The sequence below is a fragment of the Serratia sp. Res13-Sevr-LER1-36-b genome (assembly GCF_015673035.1).
Lineage (GTDB): Bacteria > Pseudomonadota > Gammaproteobacteria > Enterobacterales > Enterobacteriaceae > Chania > Chania fonticola_C.
The window spans coordinates 88892-108278 of the sequence record NZ_JADACK010000031.1 but is presented as its reverse complement, the minus strand read 5'-3'; the positions used below and the strand labels follow the sequence as shown (position 1 = coordinate 108278).

The window sequence follows — 19387 nt, the reverse complement described above, 5'->3', positions numbered from 1 at the left end:
ACAGAACAATGACGAAGAAAGCTGATTATATCTGGTTCAATGGTGAGATGGTTCCCTGGGCCGATGCCAAGGTTCACGTAATGTCACATGCGCTACACTACGGGACGTCGGTATTTGAAGGGGTCCGCTGCTACGACTCCCATAAAGGCCCAGTGGTATTCCGCCACCGTGAACATATGCAGCGTCTGCATGACTCGGCCAAAATTTACCGCATGCCGGTAACGCAAAGCGTCGATGAGCTGATGGAAGCCTGCCGTGCTACGCTGCGTAAAAACAATCTGGTCAGCGCTTATATTCGTCCTTTGGTGTTTGTTGGTGATGTTGGCATGGGCGTTAACCCACCGGCTGGCTATAAAACCGACGTGATTATCGCGGCGTTTCCTTGGGGCGCGTATCTGGGTGAAGAAGCGCTGGATCAAGGTATCGATGCGATGGTCTCTTCCTGGCACCGTGTGGCACCAAACACCATTCCTACCGCGGCGAAAGCCGGGGGCAACTACCTTTCCTCACTGCTGGTGGGCAGCGAAGCACGCCGCCACGGCTATCAGGAAGGTATCGCGCTGGATGTTCACGGCTATATCTCTGAAGGCGCAGGCGAGAACCTGTTTGAAGTGAAAGACGGCGTGCTGTTTACTCCACCGTTCACCTCTTCCGCTCTGCCGGGTATCACGCGTGACGCGATCATCAAGCTGGCAAAAGACATGGGCTTCGAAGTGCGTGAGCAAGTGCTTTCCCGTGAGTCTCTGTATCTGGCGGACGAAGTGTTTATGTCCGGCACCGCGGCGGAAATCACGCCGGTGCGCAGCGTGGATGGCATTCAGGTGGGGATCGGCAAGTGCGGCCCAATTACCAAGCAGATCCAGCAGGCATTCTTTGGCCTGTTCAGCGGCAAAACCGAAGACAAGTACGGCTGGTTGGATCCGGTAAACCAATAACGACAGACAACACTAAACGGATGGTTCGTTCGCCATCCGTAAAATGACTATTTTTTGGAGTGAAGAGCATGCCTAAGTACCGTTCCGCCACCACCACCCACGGCCGCAACATGGCGGGTGCCCGCGCATTATGGCGCGCGACCGGGATGACCGACGACGATTTCGGCAAACCGATTATTGCGGTGGTCAACTCCTTCACCCAGTTTGTGCCGGGCCATGTGCATCTGCGCGACTTGGGCAAGTTGGTTGCAGAACAGATCGAAGCCTCTGGCGGCGTTGCCAAAGAGTTCAACACCATTGCGGTGGATGATGGGATCGCCATGGGCCACGGCGGCATGCTCTATTCTCTGCCGTCGCGCGAACTGATCGCCGACTCGGTGGAGTATATGGTGAATGCCCACTGCGCCGATGCGATGGTGTGTATCTCCAACTGCGACAAGATCACCCCAGGGATGCTGATGGCGTCACTGCGCCTGAATATTCCGGTGATCTTCGTTTCCGGCGGCCCGATGGAAGCCGGTAAAACCAAGCTTTCCGACAAAATCATCAAGCTGGACCTGATCGATGCGATGATCCAGGGGGCTAACCCGAACGTCAGCGACGCCGACAGCGCACAAATCGAACGTTCCGCTTGCCCAACCTGCGGTTCGTGCTCCGGGATGTTTACCGCCAACTCCATGAACTGCCTCACCGAAGCGTTGGGCCTGTCCCAGCCAGGCAACGGCTCGCTGTTGGCGACCCACGCCGATCGTAAAGACCTGTTCCTGAACGCCGGTAAGCGCATCGTTGAACTGACCAAGCGTTACTACGAGCAGGACGATGAGAGCGCACTGCCACGCAGCATCGCCAACAAGGCAGCGTTCGAAAACGCCATGACGCTGGACATTGCGATGGGTGGCTCCACCAATACCGTGCTGCACCTGTTGGCGGCAGCGCAGGAAGGCGAGATCGACTTCGCCATGGCGGATATCGATCGTCTATCCCGCAAAGTGCCACACCTTTGCAAGGTGGCGCCAAGCACTCAGAAATACCATATGGAAGACGTACACCGTGCCGGTGGCGTGCTGGCCATTCTTGGCGAGCTGGATCGCGCCGGGCTGATGAACCGCGATGTGGATAACATCCTGGGGATGAAGCTGCCAGAGACCCTGGAAAAGTACGACATCATGCTGACTCAGGATGAGGCCGTGAAGAAAATGTTCCGCGCAGGCCCGGCAGGTATCCGTACCACCCAGGCATTCTCTCAAGACTGCCGTTGGGACACCCTGGACAACGATCGTGCCGATGGCTGTATCCGCTCCTTGGAAAACGCCTTCAGCCTGGAGGGGGGTCTGGCGGTGCTGTATGGCAACATGGCCGAAGACGGCAGCATCGTTAAAACCGCCGGCGTGGATAAAGACAACCTGACCTTCCGTGGGCCAGCCAAAGTTTATGAGAGCCAGGATACGGCCGTTGAGGCGATCCTGGGCGGTAAAGTGGTCGCGGGCGACGTGGTTGTTATCCGCTATGAAGGGCCAAAAGGCGGTCCTGGCATGCAGGAAATGCTTTACCCAACTACCTATCTGAAATCGATGGGGCTGGGCAAGGCCTGTGCGCTGATCACCGATGGTCGCTTCTCTGGTGGCACTTCCGGTTTATCCATTGGTCACGTTTCGCCGGAAGCGGCCAGCGGTGGCCTGATTGCGCTGGTGGAAGAAGGGGACATGATCGATATCGATATCCCGAAACGCAGCATGGTGCTGGATGTGCCGGAGAGCGTACTGGCTGCACGCCGTGAGGCGGAACTGGCACGCGGTGATGCGGCCTGGACACCGAAAGCGCGTGAGCGCCAGGTATCTTATGCGTTACGTGCTTACGCTACGCTAGCTACCAGTGCAGACAAAGGCGCAGTGCGGGACAAGAGCAAGCTGGGAGGCTAACCACCATGGCGGTATCACAACCCCTACCCGACGCCCCCTGCGGCGCCGAATATTTGCGAGCGGTACTCCGCTCGCCAGTTTACGAGGTGGCTCAGGTCACCCCGTTACAGACAATGGGCAAGATCTCTGCGCGCCTCGGCAATACCATTCTGGTGAAGCGCGAAGATCGCCAGCCGGTGCACAGCTTTAAGCTGCGCGGGGCTTACGCGATGATTGCCAGCCTGGATGAAGAGCAGAGGGCACGTGGCGTGGTCACGGCCTCTGCGGGCAACCATGCGCAGGGCGTCGCCTTTTCCGGCAACCGTTTGGGGATCAAAACCCTGATCGTGATGCCGGTGTCGACGGCGGATATCAAGGTTGATGCGGTGCGCGGCTTCGGCGGTGAAGTGTTACTGCACGGTGCCAACTTCGACGAAGCCAAGGTCAAGGCGATTGAGCTCTCGCAGCAGCAGGGCATGACCTTCGTGCCACCGTTCGATCACCCGGCAGTGATTGCCGGGCAGGGCACTTTGGCGATGGAGCTGTTGCAGCAGGACGCGCACCTGGACCGGGTGTTTGTCCCGGTTGGCGGTGGCGGCCTGGCGGCCGGTGTAGCGGTGCTGATCAAGCAGTTGATGCCACAAATCAAAGTGATTGGCGTGGAAGCCGAGGATTCGGCCTGCCTGCGTGCGGCGCTGGATGCCGGGCAGCCGGTCGATCTGGCGCGCGTTGGGCTGTTTGCCGAAGGCGTGGCGGTAAAGCGCATCGGTGATGAAACCTTCCGTTTGTGCCGTGAATACCTTGATGACGTGATCACCGTTGATAGCGATGCGATCTGCGCAGCGGTGAAAGACCTGTTCGAAGACGTGCGGGCCATCGCTGAACCTTCCGGCGCGCTGGCGTTGGCAGGGCTGAAAAAATACGTGCAGCAGCACAATATTCAGGGTGAGCGGCTGGCCCACGTGCTTTCCGGTGCCAATGTGAATTTCCACGGCCTGCGCTACGTTTCCGAACGCTGCGAACTGGGCGAACAACGCGAAGCGCTGCTGGCGGTGACCATTCCAGAACAGAAGGGCAGCTTCCTGAAGTTCTGCCAACTGTTGGGCGGCCGTGCGGTTACCGAGTTCAACTACCGCTATGCCGATGCCGACAACGCCTGCATCTTTGTCGGTGTCCGCCTGACCCGAGGCCATACCGAGCGGCTGGAAATCATCGATGAGCTGAACCGTGATGGCTATCAGGTAGTGGACCTGTCCGACGATGAGATGGCGAAACTGCACGTGCGTTACATGGTTGGCGGGCGGCCTTCGAAACCGCTGCGTGAGCGTCTGTACAGCTTTGAGTTCCCAGAGTCACCGGGTGCTCTGCTCAAGTTCTTGCAAACGCTGGGCACGCACTGGAATATTTCGCTGTTCCACTACCGCAGCCACGGCACCGATTTTGGTCGCGTGTTGGCAGGGTTTGAGCTTTCGCAGACCGAGCCAGAGTTTGAGCAGCACCTGCAGGCGTTGGGTTACGACTGCCATGATGAGACCGACAACCCGGCCTTCCGGTTCTTCCTGCAAGGCTAACATCGGCGACAAGGATAGCGTATGAGTAATGAGTTCACCGGGTTCAGCCAACAAGGGCTGGACTTCCTGCAACAGGTGCGGATCGAGAACGACAAGGAGTGGTTTGATGCCAATCGGGGCGTGTATGACCGTGAGCTGTTAACGCCGTTTCGTTCGCTGGTGGATGCGCTGAGTCCTGCGATGCTGATGATTGACCCGCAGTTTGAAACCCGTCCGGCCATTGGCAAAACGCTGTCGCGCATTCATCGCGACACGCGTTTTTCCCATGATAAATCCCGCTATCGTAGCCGTATGTGGCTGACCTTCAAGCGGCCAAGCAAAGACTGGAAGCTGGCACCGGTGTATTTCTTTGAGCTGGGGCCGGACATGCTGCGTTATGGCCTGGGCTATTACAGCGCCGACAAAGCCACCATGGATCTGTTTCGCCATACCTTGCTGCGCAGGCCACAGGCGTTTTTGGAGGTGGCCGAGTGCTGCCGCGCGCCGTTCGAGCTGGTGGGGGAAAGCTATAAGCGCCCGCGAGTGTTGGAGCAGGCACCGGAGATTGCCACCTGGTACAACCGTAAGTCCTTTGCGGTGATGGCCACAGATAATCAGGTGGAAAAGCTGTTCAGCACCGATCTGGTCGCAACCTTGACCCAGAGTTTCCAGCAGTTGGAGCCGCTGTACCAGTGGCTGATGCAGGTAGAAGCGATGAAGCAGGTCGATCCCCAAGACCTATGAATACCCGTCGTCTTTCAAGCACAGCGCTGTTGGCTGCACTCACTCCCCCCTGTCACTTACCCAAAAGTAAGCTCCTGGGGATGAGCGAGCTGGCCGCCTAGCTGTGATTTGAAATCCATAGGATATTATTAAGTTGTGATAAACAACCTCATTGAGTTTTGAGTGGGGATCGCACTGCTATTCACAAAAGTTGCCAGAACGCCTCAATTAGCGGTTCGTTGAGGCGTTTTTTCGGCACGCAGACCCCCAGTTCGAACGGTTCGACCATCGAGATATTCTCCAACTGAGAAATGCGGTTGCGAACTGGCTCCGGGCTATTGTCTACCACCACGCTGGGGATCAACGCGATACCGCAGCCTAATGCCACCATCGAAACAATCGCCTCATGCCCACCGACGGTGGCGTAAATCAGCGGATTGGTGATGTGCTGGCGGCGGAACCACAGCTCGATGCGTTTTCGTGACGGGCCATGCTCCGGCAGGATAAACGGCATATTGGCCCAGTCCGGCTGCTCGGCAAAAGCCTGCGTTCGAACCGCGCACGGCAGAGCGGGAGCAATCAGCACCAGCGGGATCTCACCGATTTGGGTGAAAGCGACGCTGGTGGGGAGGGTTTCAGGCCGCCCGGCGATACCAAGGTCGGCCTCGTTGGACTGTACTTTGTCCACCGCATCGGCGGCATCACCGGTGGTCAATTTGATTTCAACCAGGGGATGCTGAGCACGGAAGCGATCGAGGATCGGCGGCAGATGGCTGTAAGCGGCGGTGACAGAGCAGAACAAGCGCAGTTCGCCGCTCAGCGATGGGCCGTGCTGGCCAAGCGAATGTTTCAACTGCTGATACTGCAGCAGCGTTTGTTGTGCGAACACTTTCAGCTGTTCACCCGCATCGGTCAGCTCTACGGTGCGGTTATCACGCAGAAACAGCGGTTGTCCAAGCGTTTCTTCCAGCCGTTGGATCTGGCGGGAAAGCGTGGAGGGGCTGACGTGCATCGCCTTGGCGGTACGGCCAAAGTGATGGCTTTCCGCCAGGTGCAGGAACAGCTTGAGATCACGTAAGTCCATAATCAGTACGCTCGCAGCGGGGTGTTGCAGAAATTGCAACGTCACGTTCGTAATATATCAATTTAAGCAACGCAATTCCTGTTATACATTGGTTTCAACGGATCCCGTACCGACAGGGCGGGGATGAGAATAATATTGCACGACACAACATCTAACTGGAGCATCACCATGGCTAACTATTTCAACACATTGAACCTGCGTCAGCAGTTGGCGCAATTGGGTAAGTGCCGTTTCATGGCGCGTGACGAATTTGCGGATGAAGCTGGCTACCTGAAAGGGAAAAAAGTGGTGATTGTCGGCTGTGGTGCTCAGGGTCTGAACCAGGGTCTGAACATGCGTGATTCCGGCCTGGACGTGGCTTATGCGCTGCGTAAAGAAGCGATTGCCGAGAAGCGTGCCTCATGGCGCAAAGCCACCGAGAACGGCTTCAAGGTTGGCACCTACGAAGATCTGATCCCGCAGGCCGATCTGGTAGTTAACCTGACGCCAGACAAGCAGCACACCTCAGTAGTTCGTGCCGTACAGCCGCTGATGAAAGACGGTGCTGCGCTGGGCTACTCCCACGGCTTCAACATCGTTGAAGTGGGCGAGCAGGTTCGTAAAGACATCACCGTAGTGATGGTTGCGCCTAAGTGCCCAGGTACCGAAGTACGTGAAGAATACAAACGTGGTTTCGGTGTACCAACGCTGATCGCGGTTCACCCGGAAAACGATCCAAAAGGCGAAGGCATGGCGATTGCCAAGGCATGGGCGGCAGCCACCGGCGGCCACCGTGCAGGCGTGCTGGAATCCTCCTTCGTGGCAGAAGTGAAATCTGACCTGATGGGCGAGCAGACCATCCTGTGCGGTATGCTGCAAGCGGGTTCTCTGCTGTGCTTCGACAAGCTGGTGTCTGAAGGTACCGACCCGGCGTACGCAGAAAAACTGATCCAGTTCGGCTGGGAAACCATCACCGAAGCGCTGAAGCAGGGCGGTATCACCCTGATGATGGATCGTCTGTCCAACCCGGCGAAACTGCGTGCCTATGCGCTGTCTGAGCAACTGAAAGGCATCATGGCTCCGTTGTTCCAGAAGCACATGGACGACATCATCTCTGGTGAGTTCTCCAGCGGTATGATGGCAGACTGGGCCGCAGACGATGTGAAACTGCTGACCTGGCGTGAAGAGACCGGCAAAACCGCTTTCGAAACCGCGCCGCAGTTTGAAGGCAAAATCAGCGAGCAGGAATACTTCGACAACGGCGTACTGATGGTAGCAATGGTGAAAGCGGGCGTTGAGCTGGCCTTCGAAACCATGGTGGATTCAGGCATCATCGAAGAGTCTGCTTACTACGAATCACTGCACGAGTTGCCGCTGATCGCCAACACCATCGCGCGTAAGCGTCTGTATGAAATGAACGTGGTGATCTCCGATACCGCAGAATACGGTAACTACCTGTTCTCTTATGCGGCGGTACCGTTGCTGAAAGAGTTCATGACCACTCTGCAGGTGGGCGATCTGGGTAAATCTGTTGCTGGTACCACCGTTGACAACGCGCAGCTGCGTGACGTGAACGAAGCGGTGCGTAACCACCCAATCGAATCCGTTGGCCGCAAACTGCGTGGCTATATGACCGATATGAAACGTATCGCAGTAGCTGGTTAAGCACCAAGATTGTAGCGGCCCGATTTATCGGGCCAACTAAAAAGGCCAGCATCGTTGCTGGCCTTTCGCCTATCTAGACGACGGAAATTACTGCGGCATCGCCTCGCGTGGGATAATGGCCCCGCGATACTGGATCACCGTGCTGGCGGTCAGGTGACCACGCTTGGCCGCGCTAACTGCATCACCGCCGGTCAGGCGTACAGCCAGATAGCCCGCGCTGAAGGAGTCCCCGGCGGCGGTGGTATCAATCACTTTCTCTTTTGGCAGTTTGACTGCTGGTACATCGTGGGTTTCCCCATTGGCACAGAAGACCAGGCAGGAATCTGCGCCACGCTTAATCACAATCTCACTTACGCCAAAGTCGCGGGTACGGCTCACCACCTGCTCAACCGGCTGTTTACCCCACAGTAAATCTTCATCATCCAGCGTCAGGAAAGCGATGTCGGTACAGGCCAGGATCTCGCGATAGGCCTGCTGAGTCTCTTGCTGGCTTTGCCACAGCCGTGGCCGATAGTTGTTATCGAAGATCACTTTGCCGCCGTTGGCCCGGCATTGGCGCAGCAGGGTCAGCAATTTGGCCCGGCTGGCAGGGTTGAGGATCGCCACGCTGATACCGCTCAGATACAGGTAATCAAACTGCGCCAGCTGCGCGCACAGGCTCTCTGCCTGCGGGCCATCCAGCCAGTAGCGGGCGGCAGCATCGTTACGCCAATAATAGAAGGTGCGCTCGCCGGTATCGTCGGTTTCGATCACGTACAGCCCCGGCAGCTTGTTGTCCAATTGCTGGATCAGATCGGTTTTCACCTGCTCCTGCTGCCAGGTTTGCAGCATTTCCCGGCTGAAGCTGTCGGTGCCCAGTGCGGTGACATAATGCACGTTCAGAGCCTGTTGCGGCACCTGGCGGGCGATATAGACGGCAGTGTTGAGAGTGTCGCCACCGAATCCACGGCTGAGATCGGCGCCTTTCTGCGACAGTTCGATCATGCATTCGCCGATCACGGCGAGGTTTTTGCTGTTCATGATAATCCCTGGCTTGATAATGAGTCTGGTTGCTGCGAATACGTCCAGTCTCAACGCAAGGGCGAAATGAGTCAATAGGAATAAAACAGCGTTTTAATTAGTTTATGATCGCGATCGGGAAACGCGTGGTTTCCCGCCGCTGAGGAAGAAAAACTACTTGGCTGCCGCGCGCAGATCGGTGACGCATTGACCACCAATCCCCCAGTTATCGGTTTCCACTTCATCGATCACCACCACGGTAGTGGCGGGGTTTTTGCCGAGCGTATCGACCAACAGTTGGGTTACGCCTGCGATTAGCTGTTTTTTCTGCTCCGCGGTTGCACCCTCGCGGGTAATTTTGATATTTACGTAGGGCATTAAAATTTCCTCTTGTTATAGAAACGTTGCATGTAGGTAATGGCTTAATGTAGGGACCTTTTACCCAAGCTTAAAGTTTTATTGTGCGTTGCCGATAACAAGATCGACAAATTTCCGGCAACGTTATCGTTCCCATTCCCTAATGGCGATAGTACCGATGATAACCAACATGATCTCTGGTTTACTGACGCCATTGTTTGCCGCCTGGCAGCGTGCCAAGGTCTTCCATTACTGGCGGCAGTGTCGGCGTTTGTATACTTTTCAACCCATTTACCGCACCTGCGGCAAACTGCTGGCGGTGGAGTTGCTCACGGCGGTACATCATCCGGCGTCACCGGGCAAGCCGGTATCCCCAGAACATTACTTTGCTGCACTGGGGCTACGCCAGCGCCTGGCGGTCATTCAGGAACAGCTCGATTTACTGCAGCAATGGCAGCCCCTGTTTACCCGTCATGCGCTAATGGTCTCCATCAATATCGACGGTAAGGCATTGCAGGCACTGCAACTGCATCCGGCGATGCAGCGGCAAATCAGCGTCATGCCTTACCTGCGTTTTGAGCTGGTGGAGCAGGCAGACAGGGCGTTGAATGGGCCGCTGCAGCATATCCCCGGGGCGGAGCGCCTGTGGCTGGATGATTTCGGTAGCGGGCTGGCGAATTTCTCCGCGGTCAGCAGTTGGCGTTATCAGTATATCAAGGTGGCGCGCGAGCTGTTTATGTTGCTCAAGCAGAGCGATGAGGGCATCCAGCTGTTTTTTACTCTCGTGCGCCTGATGAGCCAGCACAGCGACGGGGTGATTGTCGAAGGGGTAGAAACAGAGCAGGAATGGCGACTGGTACAGCGCTCTGGCGCGTTTGCCGCCCAAGGGTATTACCTTAGCCGCCCTGCACATTTTGACCAGCTTAAAACCCTGCCTATGCGGTTTATTGCCCCTACTCCCTGATCCATTAGTTCCCAAAGCGTGAACTCTAGCCTATCCTCTACTAGGCTTTCAGTAAGGCTGCTTATCAATTTGAGCAGTCTGCTATCGCCTCGAGGGAACCGTTATGACAAGAACAGGCAAAACGTTTAGCTGGATTGGCGGCATCGTACTGCTGATCGTCGTGGTTTTGGTGGTGTTCATTGCCACCTTCGATTGGAACCGTCTCAAACCCACCATCAATAGCAAAGTCTCTGCCGAGCTGCAGCGCCCGTTTGCTATTCGTGGCGATCTGGGCGTTAACTGGGAACGTCACCAGGATGAGGGGGGCTGGCATGCCTGGGTACCGTGGCCTCATATCCACGCCGAAGATATTATGCTGGGCAACCCGGCCAAAATACCGGGCGACGAGATGGTCACACTGCAACGTGTCGATGCCTCGATCGCGCCATTGGCGCTGCTGGGCAAAGAGGTACTGATCCCGCGTATCTGGTTGAAGCAGCCAAATGCCTCGCTACAGCGCCTGGCGAACGGTGACAATAACTGGACCTTCAACCTGGCCAACAGCGCCGATAAAGACCCCAACCAACCACAGTCAAACTGGTCGGTCAGCATTCACGATATCGTGTTCGATCGCGGCCAGATTGATTTTAAAGACGCCACGCTCAAGGCCGACTTCCAGGCGTTGATCGACCCGCTTGGCAAGCCTCTGCCCTTTAGTGAAGTTGCGGGTAAACAGCCGGGGGATAAAGTGACGACGCCGGATTATGTTTTCGGCTGGAAGGTTAAAGGAAAATACCACGGTGAAGCGCTGTCAGGCAGCGGCAAGATGGGTGGCATGCTGTCACTGCAAAGCGCTGATATACCGTTCCCACTGCAGGCCGATGTCCGTTCCGGCAATACCAGAGTGCAGGTCGCGGGGACGTTATCCGATCCGCTGAACCTTGGCGGTCTGGATCTACGGCTGAAATTCTCCGGTGACAGCCTGGGAAACCTGTATGCGCTGACCGGCGTGTTGTTACCGAATACCCCTCCTTATTCTACCGATGGTCATCTGATCGCCCAGCTGCATCAACCGGGCGGTGCGGTATTCCAGTATCAGGGCTTTGACGGCAAGATCGGTGACAGCGATATCCATGGGGATTTGAAGTACGTTGCGAGCCACCCTCGGCCCAAGTTGAGTGGTGAAGTGCTTTCCAAACAGCTGCGTTTTGCCGATCTTGCGCCATTAATCGGTGCGGACTCCAATCAGCAGAAAGCCAATCGCGGCGAGAAGACCCGCCAGCCGAGCGATAAAGTGCTGCCGGTTGAGAAGTTCGAAACCAAAAGCTGGGGGGTAATGGATGCCGACGTCAAATTTACCGCCAAACGCATTGAGCATGGCAGTTCGCTGCCGCTGAGCGATCTGAATACCCACCTTAAGCTGGATAACGCGGTGATCCTGATGGACCCGCTGCGCTTCGGCGTGGCCGGGGGGAACCTGAATGCCACCGTCCGTCTTGATGGTAGCAAGAGCCCGATGCAGGGCCGGGTGGATATGCATGCGCGTAAGTTCCAGCTGAAACAGCTGCTGCCGAACGTGGAGTCGATGAAGCGTAGCCTGGGAGAATTGAACGGCGATGCTAAATTGACAGGCAGCGGCAACTCGGTAGCCGACTTGCTGGCAACCAGCAGCGGCGACCTGCGCCTGCTGATCAATGACGGCGTGATCAGCCGCAGCCTGATGGAAATTCTGGGCCTGAACGTAGGCAACTACCTGGTAGCTCAACTGTTTGGCGATGACGAGGTGGGGATCAACTGTGCGGCGGCGGATGTCGGCATTCGCAGCGGGTTGGCGACGCCGCGGCTGTTCGTGTTTGATACGGAAAACGCCATTATCAACATCACCGGCAACATCAATTTCGCCACCGAGCGGCTGGATCTGTCCATCGACCCGGAGAGCAAAGGGATGCGGGTGCTGACCCTGCGTTCGCCGCTGTATGTCAAAGGGACGTTCAAAAAACCGGACGCGGGCGTGAAGGCCGGGCCGTTGATTGCCCGCGGGGTGGCTGCTGTGGCGTTGGGCGTTGTCGTTGCTCCGGCAGCGGCATTGCTGGCCCTGGTTTCACCGAGTGACGGTGGCGAAGAAAACCAGTGTGGCAAGATCCTGCAGCAGATGAAGAACAAGAAGTGACCCAAGATTACTGTAGTACCTGGCAGCTGTGATCCTGGATCTCTTCGGCGGAGGCCAGATTCAGCTGCCATAGGTTACGTTTCACAGCCAACAGCAGGAAATCCCCTCCCGGCAAGGCCGTCATCGCCATGCCGTAGCTCCCCATGCTTTCACGTGCGCCCTCAACGCCCTGAGCCAGCAAACGGAATGCCCCAAGCTGCTTGAGTTCAGCAGCGCTGGCGCGGCGAGCCAAATAATCATGCCCCAGCAATCCACCGGGTAGCGGCTGCCAGCTTTCGCTGAAATCCCCTTGCAGCTGCGCCAGCCGGATTTTTACCGCCGGTTGCAGGCAGGAGATATGAATATGCAGCTGATTTTGCGTACGGCCGTATTCAGAGTTGATCGCCAGTGAGATGACGGCATCGTCGATCGGTTTACCGAGTTTATCTGCCATAAAATGCCGGGCCTGCCAGGCTAAGGCGAAGAAGTTGGCGGTGTCGGGCTGTAATATCTGCGGGCTTTCAATGCCGGTGATTTTGACCGTTGGCATCAACAGGTATTGCAAGGGCCCATTGCGGTCTTTCAGCACTACGAACCCGGCCTGCTCATCTACCTGTGCGCAGGGGGCCGGATTATGGTTTTGTTGCTGATTTGGCAGGCATTGCTGGTTGACGATATGCCACAGTACATCCGGGTGGGCCGGTTTCAGCCAGAAATAGGCGGCAATGGCGATAATAATCAGCAACGTAACAGACAAACAGAGCCAACGGCGCAACGACATGGGCGGGTTTCCTCAGCAAATGGGGGGATAGCATAGCCGGGATTTGTGACAACAGACAAACAGGCCCCCATAGGTAGGGGGCCGGGAGAGGATTACAGCGACGTGTGGCGGGTTTCTTTCATCAGCAACAGCGCGATCAGCGTCAGGCTGGCCATGGCCGCCAGGTACATACCAACGTAGAACAGCCCGTAGTTGTTAGCTAACCAGGTCGCAATATAAGGCGCTACCGAAGCCCCCAGGATCGAGGCCACGTTATACGAGAACGAGGCCCCGGTGTAGCGCACTTCGGTTGGGAACAGTTCAGGCAGCAGTGCGCCCATCGGGCCAAAGGTCAGGCCCATAATGCTCAGCCCAAGCAGCAGGAAAGCCATTACCAACAGCTGATTGCCGGAACCCAGCATGCTCGGGAACAGGAAGGCAAAGCCGATCATCAACAGGGTGATGACAATCATGGTCTTGCGGCGGCCAAAGGCATCGGCCAGCAAACCGGCGATCGGCACCATCACGCCAAACCCAATCACTGCCACCATCAGCATCCACAGGAAGCTGTTACGCGAATAGCCCAGCCCCAGCGGCTCTGCGGCCGTGCCGTAGGTCATGGAGTAAACGGTCATCAGGTAGAACAGCGTATAGGTAGCCAGCATGATGAAGGTACCCAGGATGGTGGCCTTTTTGTGCTTGCTCAGCAGCGTCCCGAGCGGGACCTTTACCTGTTTGCCCGCTTTGGCCACCTTGGCAAAAACCGGAGTCTCGTGCAGCGAAATACGCACATACAGACCCACCAGCACCAGCGCGGCAGAGAGGATAAACGGTACGCGCCAGCCCCAGGTCATGAACTGTTCGTCAGTCAGCAACCAGGAGAGCAGCAGGAAGGTGCCGTTGGCGAAGAAGAAGCCTATCGGTGCCCCTAACTGTGGGAACGAGCCGTACAGCGCCCGCTTGTTGGCAGGCGCATTCTCGGTGGCCAGCAACGCGGCACCTCCCCATTCGCCACCCAAACCCAGGCCTTGGCCAAAGCGTGCCAGCGCCAGCAGGATCGGTGCAAAGATGCCAATGGTTGCATAGCTTGGCAGCAGGCCGATCAGCACGGTGGAAATCCCCATGGTCAGCAGTGAAGCCACCAAAGTCACCTTCCGCCCGACGCGATCGCCGAAGTGGCCGAACAGCGCAGAACCGATTGGCCGCGCCACAAAGGCGATGGCGAAGGTGGCCAGCGATTGCAGCGTGGCGGCGGCAGGATCGCCCTGTGGGAAGAAGATATGCGGGAACACGATCACCGCAGCGGTGGCATAAATATAGAAATCAAAGAACTCGATGGCGGTACCGACCAGAGAGGCGACGATGACTTTTCCCCGGGAGTTAACCGGTGTGGACGCGGCATCGGCGTCCAAGGGGGTTGCGATGGTGGCTTGCATAGTTATTTCTTATATTTTGACTAGGGAAAAATTCATCTTAGTCATAGCAAAATGGCTTTTCAACGGGGAGATTTTGTACTATCTGGCAAATAAACTGTTAAAAAGACTAATGTTTTAACGAGTTGATGTTCTATGGTCGTTAACGTGGTGAAGTGAGCTATAAGCAGAGAGAATGACTGGAAAAGGTGCAAAGAAAAGTTATAGGGTAGTTTGTTATGCTGGTTTTGGCCGGTTGGTTAGTCTGGTTTTAGAGCTATTGACTGCTTTTTGGTTTGATTATCGAAATAAAAAACCAGTCGCAACCTTGCGACTGGCATGAATGCAATGCTGATGGCGGATATTCACTTGCCCTGCGGCAGGGTTTTGTCCTCTTTATACTGTGCCGTGGCGATCCAGGCGGCGCAAAACAGCGTCAGGCGGGCAAAAAAGTAGAAGAACGCCATCAGCCCGATCACCGAGCCAAAGGCGGCACCGGAAGGCGATTTGGCGACCTGCGGCAGCGTCATGGTCATCACAAACTTGATCGCCTCAAAGCCAATTGCGGCGATTAGCGTACCGCGCAGCAGCGCTTTTTTCTTCGGCTTATGGCGCGGCAGCATCCAGAAGATCCACAGAAACAGCAGGTAGTTGGCAAAGATGGAGATCGACAGCGCGATCAGCGTCATCGCCGGCCGTAGCCATTCAATGCCATCCAGCCCCAACGCATGCACGATGGCCGCCTGGGCAGAACCCGCAATCGAGGTTAACGACAGCGTGACGATCAGTGCCACCACCAGGCCGGTTAATGAAATAAAATCGCGGGTGTAGCGAAAATAGATTTTCTCCTGATCCTGCGGATTACGTTCCCAAACGTCACGGGACTGGGCGCGGATCGCCTCACGCAGGTTACCCATCCAACTGATGCCGGAGTACAGCGCCAGCGCCAGGCCGGTCAGGCCGACGGTGGTACGTTGCTGAATGGCGGTGTTCACCGTGTTCTTCAAGGTACTGGCCAACGTGGGATCGCTGATGCTATTGACGATCTTGTTGATCAATTCGGCCAGCAAATCCGGGTTAGATGCCAGCACAAAGCCCACGGCGGCAAACGACACCATCAGGATCGGGATCAGAGAGAGAAACGAGAAGTAAGTAATGGCGGCGCCAAACTGGCTGCCAAGACGGTCGTTGAAGCGTTCGGTGGCTCGCAGCAGGTGAGCGATGGTGGGCCAGGCTTTAACGCGCTCTATCAGGCGAGCGAACCCCGAAAGGCCTTTATCCAGTTTTTGGTTGCCGGTTTTGATGGCGATCGTCGGTTTCTCAATGGCCTCAGGCTGCTCTGGAGCGGCTTTATTCTGCATTACGTCACGGTATCCTTCAGGTAAATCAATGGGCATGTGCTTGATTATAGCCAAATATGCCCTCGATTTGGTCGCTAATGGACGAGATTGGGTTAATTCTGATGATGGCTCCTACCAACCGCTGCGAGCAAGAACGTTCGATTTTGTCCTCTTCACCACACGTCTGTTTTTCTGCCGGATCCCTGCAATTTTATCTATCTCAGCGCCAGGAAGGCTTTTACTCATCTTATGGCGCGCGCTTTTTTACCCGGTTTGCGCCTACTGCAGCCGTAGGGGCTGGAACGGTTATCTCCTGAATCAATAGATAAAATGGAAGGTCTTATGAAATTATTCAATCATCCCACCTGTCGCCCATTTACCGAAGCGGGCAACCTGTCGCAACTTTCCGCTTATTACGAGGAAGATCGCCACATTATGTGGATGCTAATGCGTGCAGAGCCGCGCCCTTGCTTCAATCAGGCACTGATCGAAGACATCATGACGCTGGCGCAGGCGGCGAAAGAGTCGACGTTGCAGTTCGACTTTTGGGTCACCGGCTCGCTGGTGCAAAACATGTTTAACGTCGGCGGGGATCTGAGCTTTTTTGCCGAAGCGATCAAAAACCGCAAGCGTGAGGCGATGATGGCGTATGCCCGGGCCTGTATCGACTGTGTGCATGCCGCAGCACGAGGCTTTGATACCGGAGCCATCAGCATTGCCATGGTGGAGGGCAGCGCGCTAGGGGGCGGTTTTGAGGCGGCATTGGCGCACCATTTTGTTTTGGCGCAGAACAATGTGCGGATGGGATTCCCAGAAATCGCCTTCAATCTGTTTCCCGGTATGGGGGGTTATTCACTGGTAGCCCGCAAGGCAGGCATGCGCTTGGCAGAAGAACTGATCTGGAGTGGGGAATCTCATACTGCCGAATGGTTCGAAAGCTATGGGCTGGTGGATAAGCTGTTTCAACCGGGGGATGCCTATATGGCGACTCGTACCTTTATCGACACCATCAGGCCCAAGCTGAACGGTATGCGTGCCATGTTGCGCGCGCGTCAGCGGGTATTGCAGTTAACCCGCTCCGAGCTGATGGATATTACCGAGGATTGGGTGCATTCGGCCTTTACCATCGAGGAGAAGGATCGCCTGTACATTGAGCGGTTGGTGATCTTGCAGGATCGGCACACGCTTAATCAGCGTCACGCTGGCTAAGCGTTAATTCCCGCCCGCATCACTTTGGTGATTGCGGGCTATAGGTTTTCAGCCACTGTTCCAATTGCTCGGGCAGCATCGGCCGGGCGAACAGGAATCCTTGTTTTTCATCGACTCCTACGCAGTCCAGGAAGCGATTTTCACTGTCTGTCTCAACCCCTTCGGCAATCACCTTGAACTGTAGCGCTGCGGCGACCGCGACGATGGCGCGTATCAGTGATTGTGATACCGGGGCCAGATTGACGCCGCGAACAAAGCTTTGATCCAGCTTGATGGCGTCCAGCGGGATACGTGCCAACTGGGCCAGAGAGGAGTAGCCGGTGCCAAAATCATCCAGATGTACCTGTGCACCCAAGGCCCGTAGTCGGGCGATCACCTCACGCGCCCGGTTTTCATCTTCTATCAGGCTGCTTTCGGTCAGTTCAAAATCCAGCGTGCAGTGAGAAAGTTGATTTTCTCGCAGTACCTCAACCAGATCGTTTACCACGCTGTCATCCACTAACTGCCTGGCGGAAAGGTTAACCGCGATGCGCAGATTCAGCCCTTGCTGTTGCCAAATGGCTGCCTGTTTAGCGGCGGTTTGCAGCACCCAGCGGCCAAGTGGGGCAATCAGCCCGGACTCTTCGGCGTAGGAGATAAACTGTAATGGTGGGATCAGCCCGCGCTCCGGCGAATCCCAGCGGACCAGCGCCTCTACGCTGTGCACGGCGCCGTTGAGCGTTGTGATCTTGGGTTGGTAATACACCACCAGTTGCTCCTGTTCCAGCCCCTTACGCAGATTGGTATCCAGCCACATGTATTCGGCAACGCGGCGGTTCATTTCCGGCGAGAAGACGATAAAGGTGCGTTTGCCGTGTTCCTTGGCAACGTACATGGCGGTATCGGCGCTGCGGATCAGGCTGTCCAGATCGTGGCCATGTTGCGGGCACAGGGCAATGCCAATCGAACAGCCGGTGTAGACCTCGATCAGGCCGATGCGGAAGGGCATTTGCAAGCGATCGATAATGCGCTGTGCCAGCTCTTGCAGCATGATCCGGTCGGCCTGGGTAACCAGCACCAGAAATTCATCGCCTCCCAGACGGGCAAGTTTTTCTCCATGATCCAGGCAACTGAGAATGGCGTGGGACACCTCGATCAACAAGCGATCGCCAAACATATGCCCATAGGCGTCGTTCACTTTTTTGAAGTTATCCAGATCGAGATAGACCAGCCCAATGTGGCTGTCACCGCGTTCGCTAATCGCCCGGTTAATATCATCCTGAATGGCGTTGCGGTTTGGCAGGCCGGTGATGGTATCGGTATTGGCCAATAGCCGCAGGCGTTCCTGGGCGCGGCGTTCTTCGGTGATATCCGTGCCGGAACAGATCAGGAACACCTCTTTTTTGCCGCTGCCGCTGTGGACGAACTTGTTGCGGAACAGGAATAACCGCTCGCCTTTGACCGTTTTGATCCAGCGCTCCACCTCATAGGAGGCCCCGTTGCGAAAGAAGGTGGCAATATTGCGCCGGGATGCAGCGGCCTCTTCGGGGCTCATAAACATCTTGAAGACGTTTTTGCCGATCACATCCTGTTCCTGCAGGCCGGTATACTCTTCGCTCAGGCGGTTAAAGCGCTGGACGCGGCCGTGTTGGTCAACGATGACAATGACGGAATTAGCTTCTGACACCACCTGTTCGGCAAACGATAGGCCGTGCACCAAATCACGTGCCACGGCCTCGGTATCGGTATAGGCAGAGGCGGTACCCGCCCACTCTAATTTATTGACCCGGCGGCCGACCAAATGCAGGTGGATGGGTTGGCCGCTGAGCAGAATGGTCAGATCCAGGCTGGCGGTGACCCCGCTCAGACGGCGGATTTTCGCTGCCTGCATTTCGTCGAGGGCCACGGCAAGGTGTGTTTTGCCTTTGATTGCCGTCAACTGCAGGGCATTACTGTCAAACGCCAGATGCCAGTAAGGGCTGCTGGTGCCAAAATGAGTGTTTAGGAGTATCGGGCCTTGGTCTGCGAACATGTTCATTCCTCAAAAAGGGACAGCCGGACCCTACGCTGCAACCTGAAAGACGATGGGGATCGCGTGAACGACGTCTGTATAGAGTGTAAAAGAGAACCGCGCAGTGTGCGAAAATCAGTTTTTGGCTTCGTTGAGCCAGGGTTGTGGCTAGGGATGCTAAATTAATCCCTGGCTGGAGGTGGACAAAAGCCACACTAATAATTACGCTTGGGCAATGTAATCTTCCAAATAACAGACGCCTTCTCCATAATTTATTCATAATTGACGAATATTACCATTTTTGATTTTAAAAAATTTACACTCCATCGCATTACTATATATTCATACGCATACTATTATTTCCGACGACGAGATAGTGAGCCTGTTAACGTAC

General features: G+C 56.0%; 15 protein-coding genes. 8 read left to right on the top strand and 7 right to left on the bottom strand.

The genetic code is table 11. The annotated features are described in order from the left end of the window. Positions 1-8 precede the first annotated feature (8 nt). From ilvE to IMQ33_RS20265, 4 genes are all read left to right on the top strand, one after another. The gene (gene ilvE / locus IMQ33_RS20280) at positions 9-935 is read left to right on the top strand and encodes a branched-chain-amino-acid transaminase (RefSeq protein WP_021181823.1); all 927 of its coding nucleotides are present in this window, start codon (positions 9-11) and stop codon (positions 933-935) included. A gap of 68 nt (positions 936-1003) precedes the next feature. Then, entirely contained in the window at positions 1004-2854 is a 1851-nt protein-coding gene (ilvD, locus tag IMQ33_RS20275; protein ID WP_021181822.1) for a dihydroxy-acid dehydratase, read from the top strand. Positions 2855-2859: 5 nt separating this feature from the next. Beyond that, on the top strand, positions 2860-4404 hold the full coding sequence (gene ilvA / locus IMQ33_RS20270) for a threonine ammonia-lyase, biosynthetic (protein WP_021181821.1): 1545 nt from the start codon (positions 2860-2862) through the stop codon (positions 4402-4404). Between the two features lie 21 nt (positions 4405-4425). Continuing rightward, complete coding sequence (locus IMQ33_RS20265; RefSeq protein WP_196061861.1) at positions 4426-5127, top strand: DUF2461 domain-containing protein; 702 nt, start codon at positions 4426-4428, stop codon at positions 5125-5127. Between the two features lie 181 nt (positions 5128-5308). On the opposite strand, the gene ilvY is transcribed toward IMQ33_RS20265, so the two are convergent. Continuing rightward, complete coding sequence (ilvY, locus tag IMQ33_RS20260; RefSeq protein ID WP_024527663.1) at positions 5309-6190, bottom strand: HTH-type transcriptional activator IlvY; 882 nt, start codon at positions 6188-6190, stop codon at positions 5309-5311. Between the two features lie 168 nt (positions 6191-6358). Here ilvY and ilvC point away from each other — a divergent pair, with 168 nt between their 5' ends. Then, positions 6359-7834 (top strand): ketol-acid reductoisomerase, encoded by a 1476-nt coding sequence (ilvC, locus tag IMQ33_RS20255; RefSeq protein ID WP_196061860.1) that lies wholly within the window; start codon positions 6359-6361, stop codon positions 7832-7834. 87 nt (positions 7835-7921) lie between these two features. Here ilvC and IMQ33_RS20250 read toward each other — a convergent pair whose 3' ends face one another. Both IMQ33_RS20250 and IMQ33_RS20245 read right to left on the bottom strand, forming a co-directional pair. Then, a complete protein-coding gene (locus IMQ33_RS20250) occupies positions 7922-8854 on the bottom strand; it encodes a sugar kinase (RefSeq protein ID WP_173408518.1) in 933 nt (310 codons plus the stop codon). Positions 8855-9007: 153 nt separating this feature from the next. Then, positions 9008-9211: a 2-hydroxymuconate tautomerase family protein gene (locus IMQ33_RS20245; protein WP_021181815.1), complete on the bottom strand. Its 204-nt coding sequence runs from the start codon at positions 9209-9211 to the stop codon at positions 9008-9010. A 142-nt stretch (positions 9212-9353) separates the two neighbouring features. On the opposite strand from IMQ33_RS20245, the gene pdeH reads away from it, so the two are divergent. Further along, positions 9354-10154, top strand: coding sequence for a cyclic-guanylate-specific phosphodiesterase (gene pdeH, locus IMQ33_RS20240; RefSeq protein WP_186531206.1), 801 nt, complete (start codon positions 9354-9356; stop codon positions 10152-10154). Positions 10155-10257: 103 nt separating this feature from the next. After that, positions 10258-12303, top strand: coding sequence for an AsmA family protein (locus tag IMQ33_RS20235; RefSeq protein WP_196061859.1), 2046 nt, complete (start codon positions 10258-10260; stop codon positions 12301-12303). Between the two features lie 7 nt (positions 12304-12310). Here IMQ33_RS20235 and IMQ33_RS20230 read toward each other — a convergent pair whose 3' ends face one another. The 3 genes from IMQ33_RS20230 to yhjD all read right to left on the bottom strand — a co-directional run bounded on the left by IMQ33_RS20230 (position 12311) and on the right by yhjD (position 15815). Next, positions 12311-13063: a CDP-diacylglycerol diphosphatase gene (locus IMQ33_RS20230; protein WP_196061858.1), complete on the bottom strand. Its 753-nt coding sequence runs from the start codon at positions 13061-13063 to the stop codon at positions 12311-12313. A 92-nt stretch (positions 13064-13155) separates the two neighbouring features. After that, positions 13156-14478, bottom strand: a complete 1323-nt coding sequence (locus IMQ33_RS20225; RefSeq protein ID WP_021807376.1) for an MFS transporter — start codon at positions 14476-14478, stop codon at positions 13156-13158. Between the two features lie 341 nt (positions 14479-14819). Further along, entirely contained in the window at positions 14820-15815 is a 996-nt protein-coding gene (gene yhjD / locus IMQ33_RS20220; protein WP_021181810.1) for an inner membrane protein YhjD, read from the bottom strand. A 321-nt stretch (positions 15816-16136) separates the two neighbouring features. On the opposite strand from yhjD, the gene IMQ33_RS20215 reads away from it, so the two are divergent. Continuing rightward, a complete protein-coding gene (locus tag IMQ33_RS20215) occupies positions 16137-17003 on the top strand; it encodes a crotonase/enoyl-CoA hydratase family protein (protein ID WP_065683951.1) in 867 nt (288 codons plus the stop codon). A 19-nt stretch (positions 17004-17022) separates the two neighbouring features. On the opposite strand, the gene pdeR is transcribed toward IMQ33_RS20215, so the two are convergent. Then, a complete protein-coding gene (gene pdeR / locus IMQ33_RS20210) occupies positions 17023-19014 on the bottom strand; it encodes a cyclic di-GMP phosphodiesterase (RefSeq protein WP_065683952.1) in 1992 nt (663 codons plus the stop codon). Positions 19015-19387 lie beyond the last annotated feature (373 nt).

Coding starts and splice junctions, on each gene's coding strand:
- pdeH (WP_186531206.1), top strand. CDS start 9,354: ATGGCGATAGTACCGATGATAACCAACATGATCTCTGGTTTACTGACG.
- IMQ33_RS20215 (WP_065683951.1), top strand. CDS start 16,137: ATGAAATTATTCAATCATCCCACCTGTCGCCCATTTACCGAAGCGGGC.
- ilvY (WP_024527663.1), bottom strand. CDS start 6,190: ATGGACTTACGTGATCTCAAGCTGTTCCTGCACCTGGCGGAAAGCCAT.
- ilvE (WP_021181823.1), top strand. CDS start 9: ATGACGAAGAAAGCTGATTATATCTGGTTCAATGGTGAGATGGTTCCC.
- pdeR (WP_065683952.1), bottom strand. CDS start 19,014: ATGTTCGCAGACCAAGGCCCGATACTCCTAAACACTCATTTTGGCACC.
- IMQ33_RS20225 (WP_021807376.1), bottom strand. CDS start 14,478: ATGCAAGCCACCATCGCAACCCCCTTGGACGCCGATGCCGCGTCCACA.
- yhjD (WP_021181810.1), bottom strand. CDS start 15,815: ATGCAGAATAAAGCCGCTCCAGAGCAGCCTGAGGCCATTGAGAAACCG.
- IMQ33_RS20230 (WP_196061858.1), bottom strand. CDS start 13,063: ATGTCGTTGCGCCGTTGGCTCTGTTTGTCTGTTACGTTGCTGATTATT.
- ilvC (WP_196061860.1), top strand. CDS start 6,359: ATGGCTAACTATTTCAACACATTGAACCTGCGTCAGCAGTTGGCGCAA.
- ilvD (WP_021181822.1), top strand. CDS start 1,004: ATGCCTAAGTACCGTTCCGCCACCACCACCCACGGCCGCAACATGGCG.
- IMQ33_RS20265 (WP_196061861.1), top strand. CDS start 4,426: ATGAGTAATGAGTTCACCGGGTTCAGCCAACAAGGGCTGGACTTCCTG.
- ilvA (WP_021181821.1), top strand. CDS start 2,860: ATGGCGGTATCACAACCCCTACCCGACGCCCCCTGCGGCGCCGAATAT.
- IMQ33_RS20235 (WP_196061859.1), top strand. CDS start 10,258: ATGACAAGAACAGGCAAAACGTTTAGCTGGATTGGCGGCATCGTACTG.
- IMQ33_RS20245 (WP_021181815.1), bottom strand. CDS start 9,211: ATGCCCTACGTAAATATCAAAATTACCCGCGAGGGTGCAACCGCGGAG.
- IMQ33_RS20250 (WP_173408518.1), bottom strand. CDS start 8,854: ATGAACAGCAAAAACCTCGCCGTGATCGGCGAATGCATGATCGAACTG.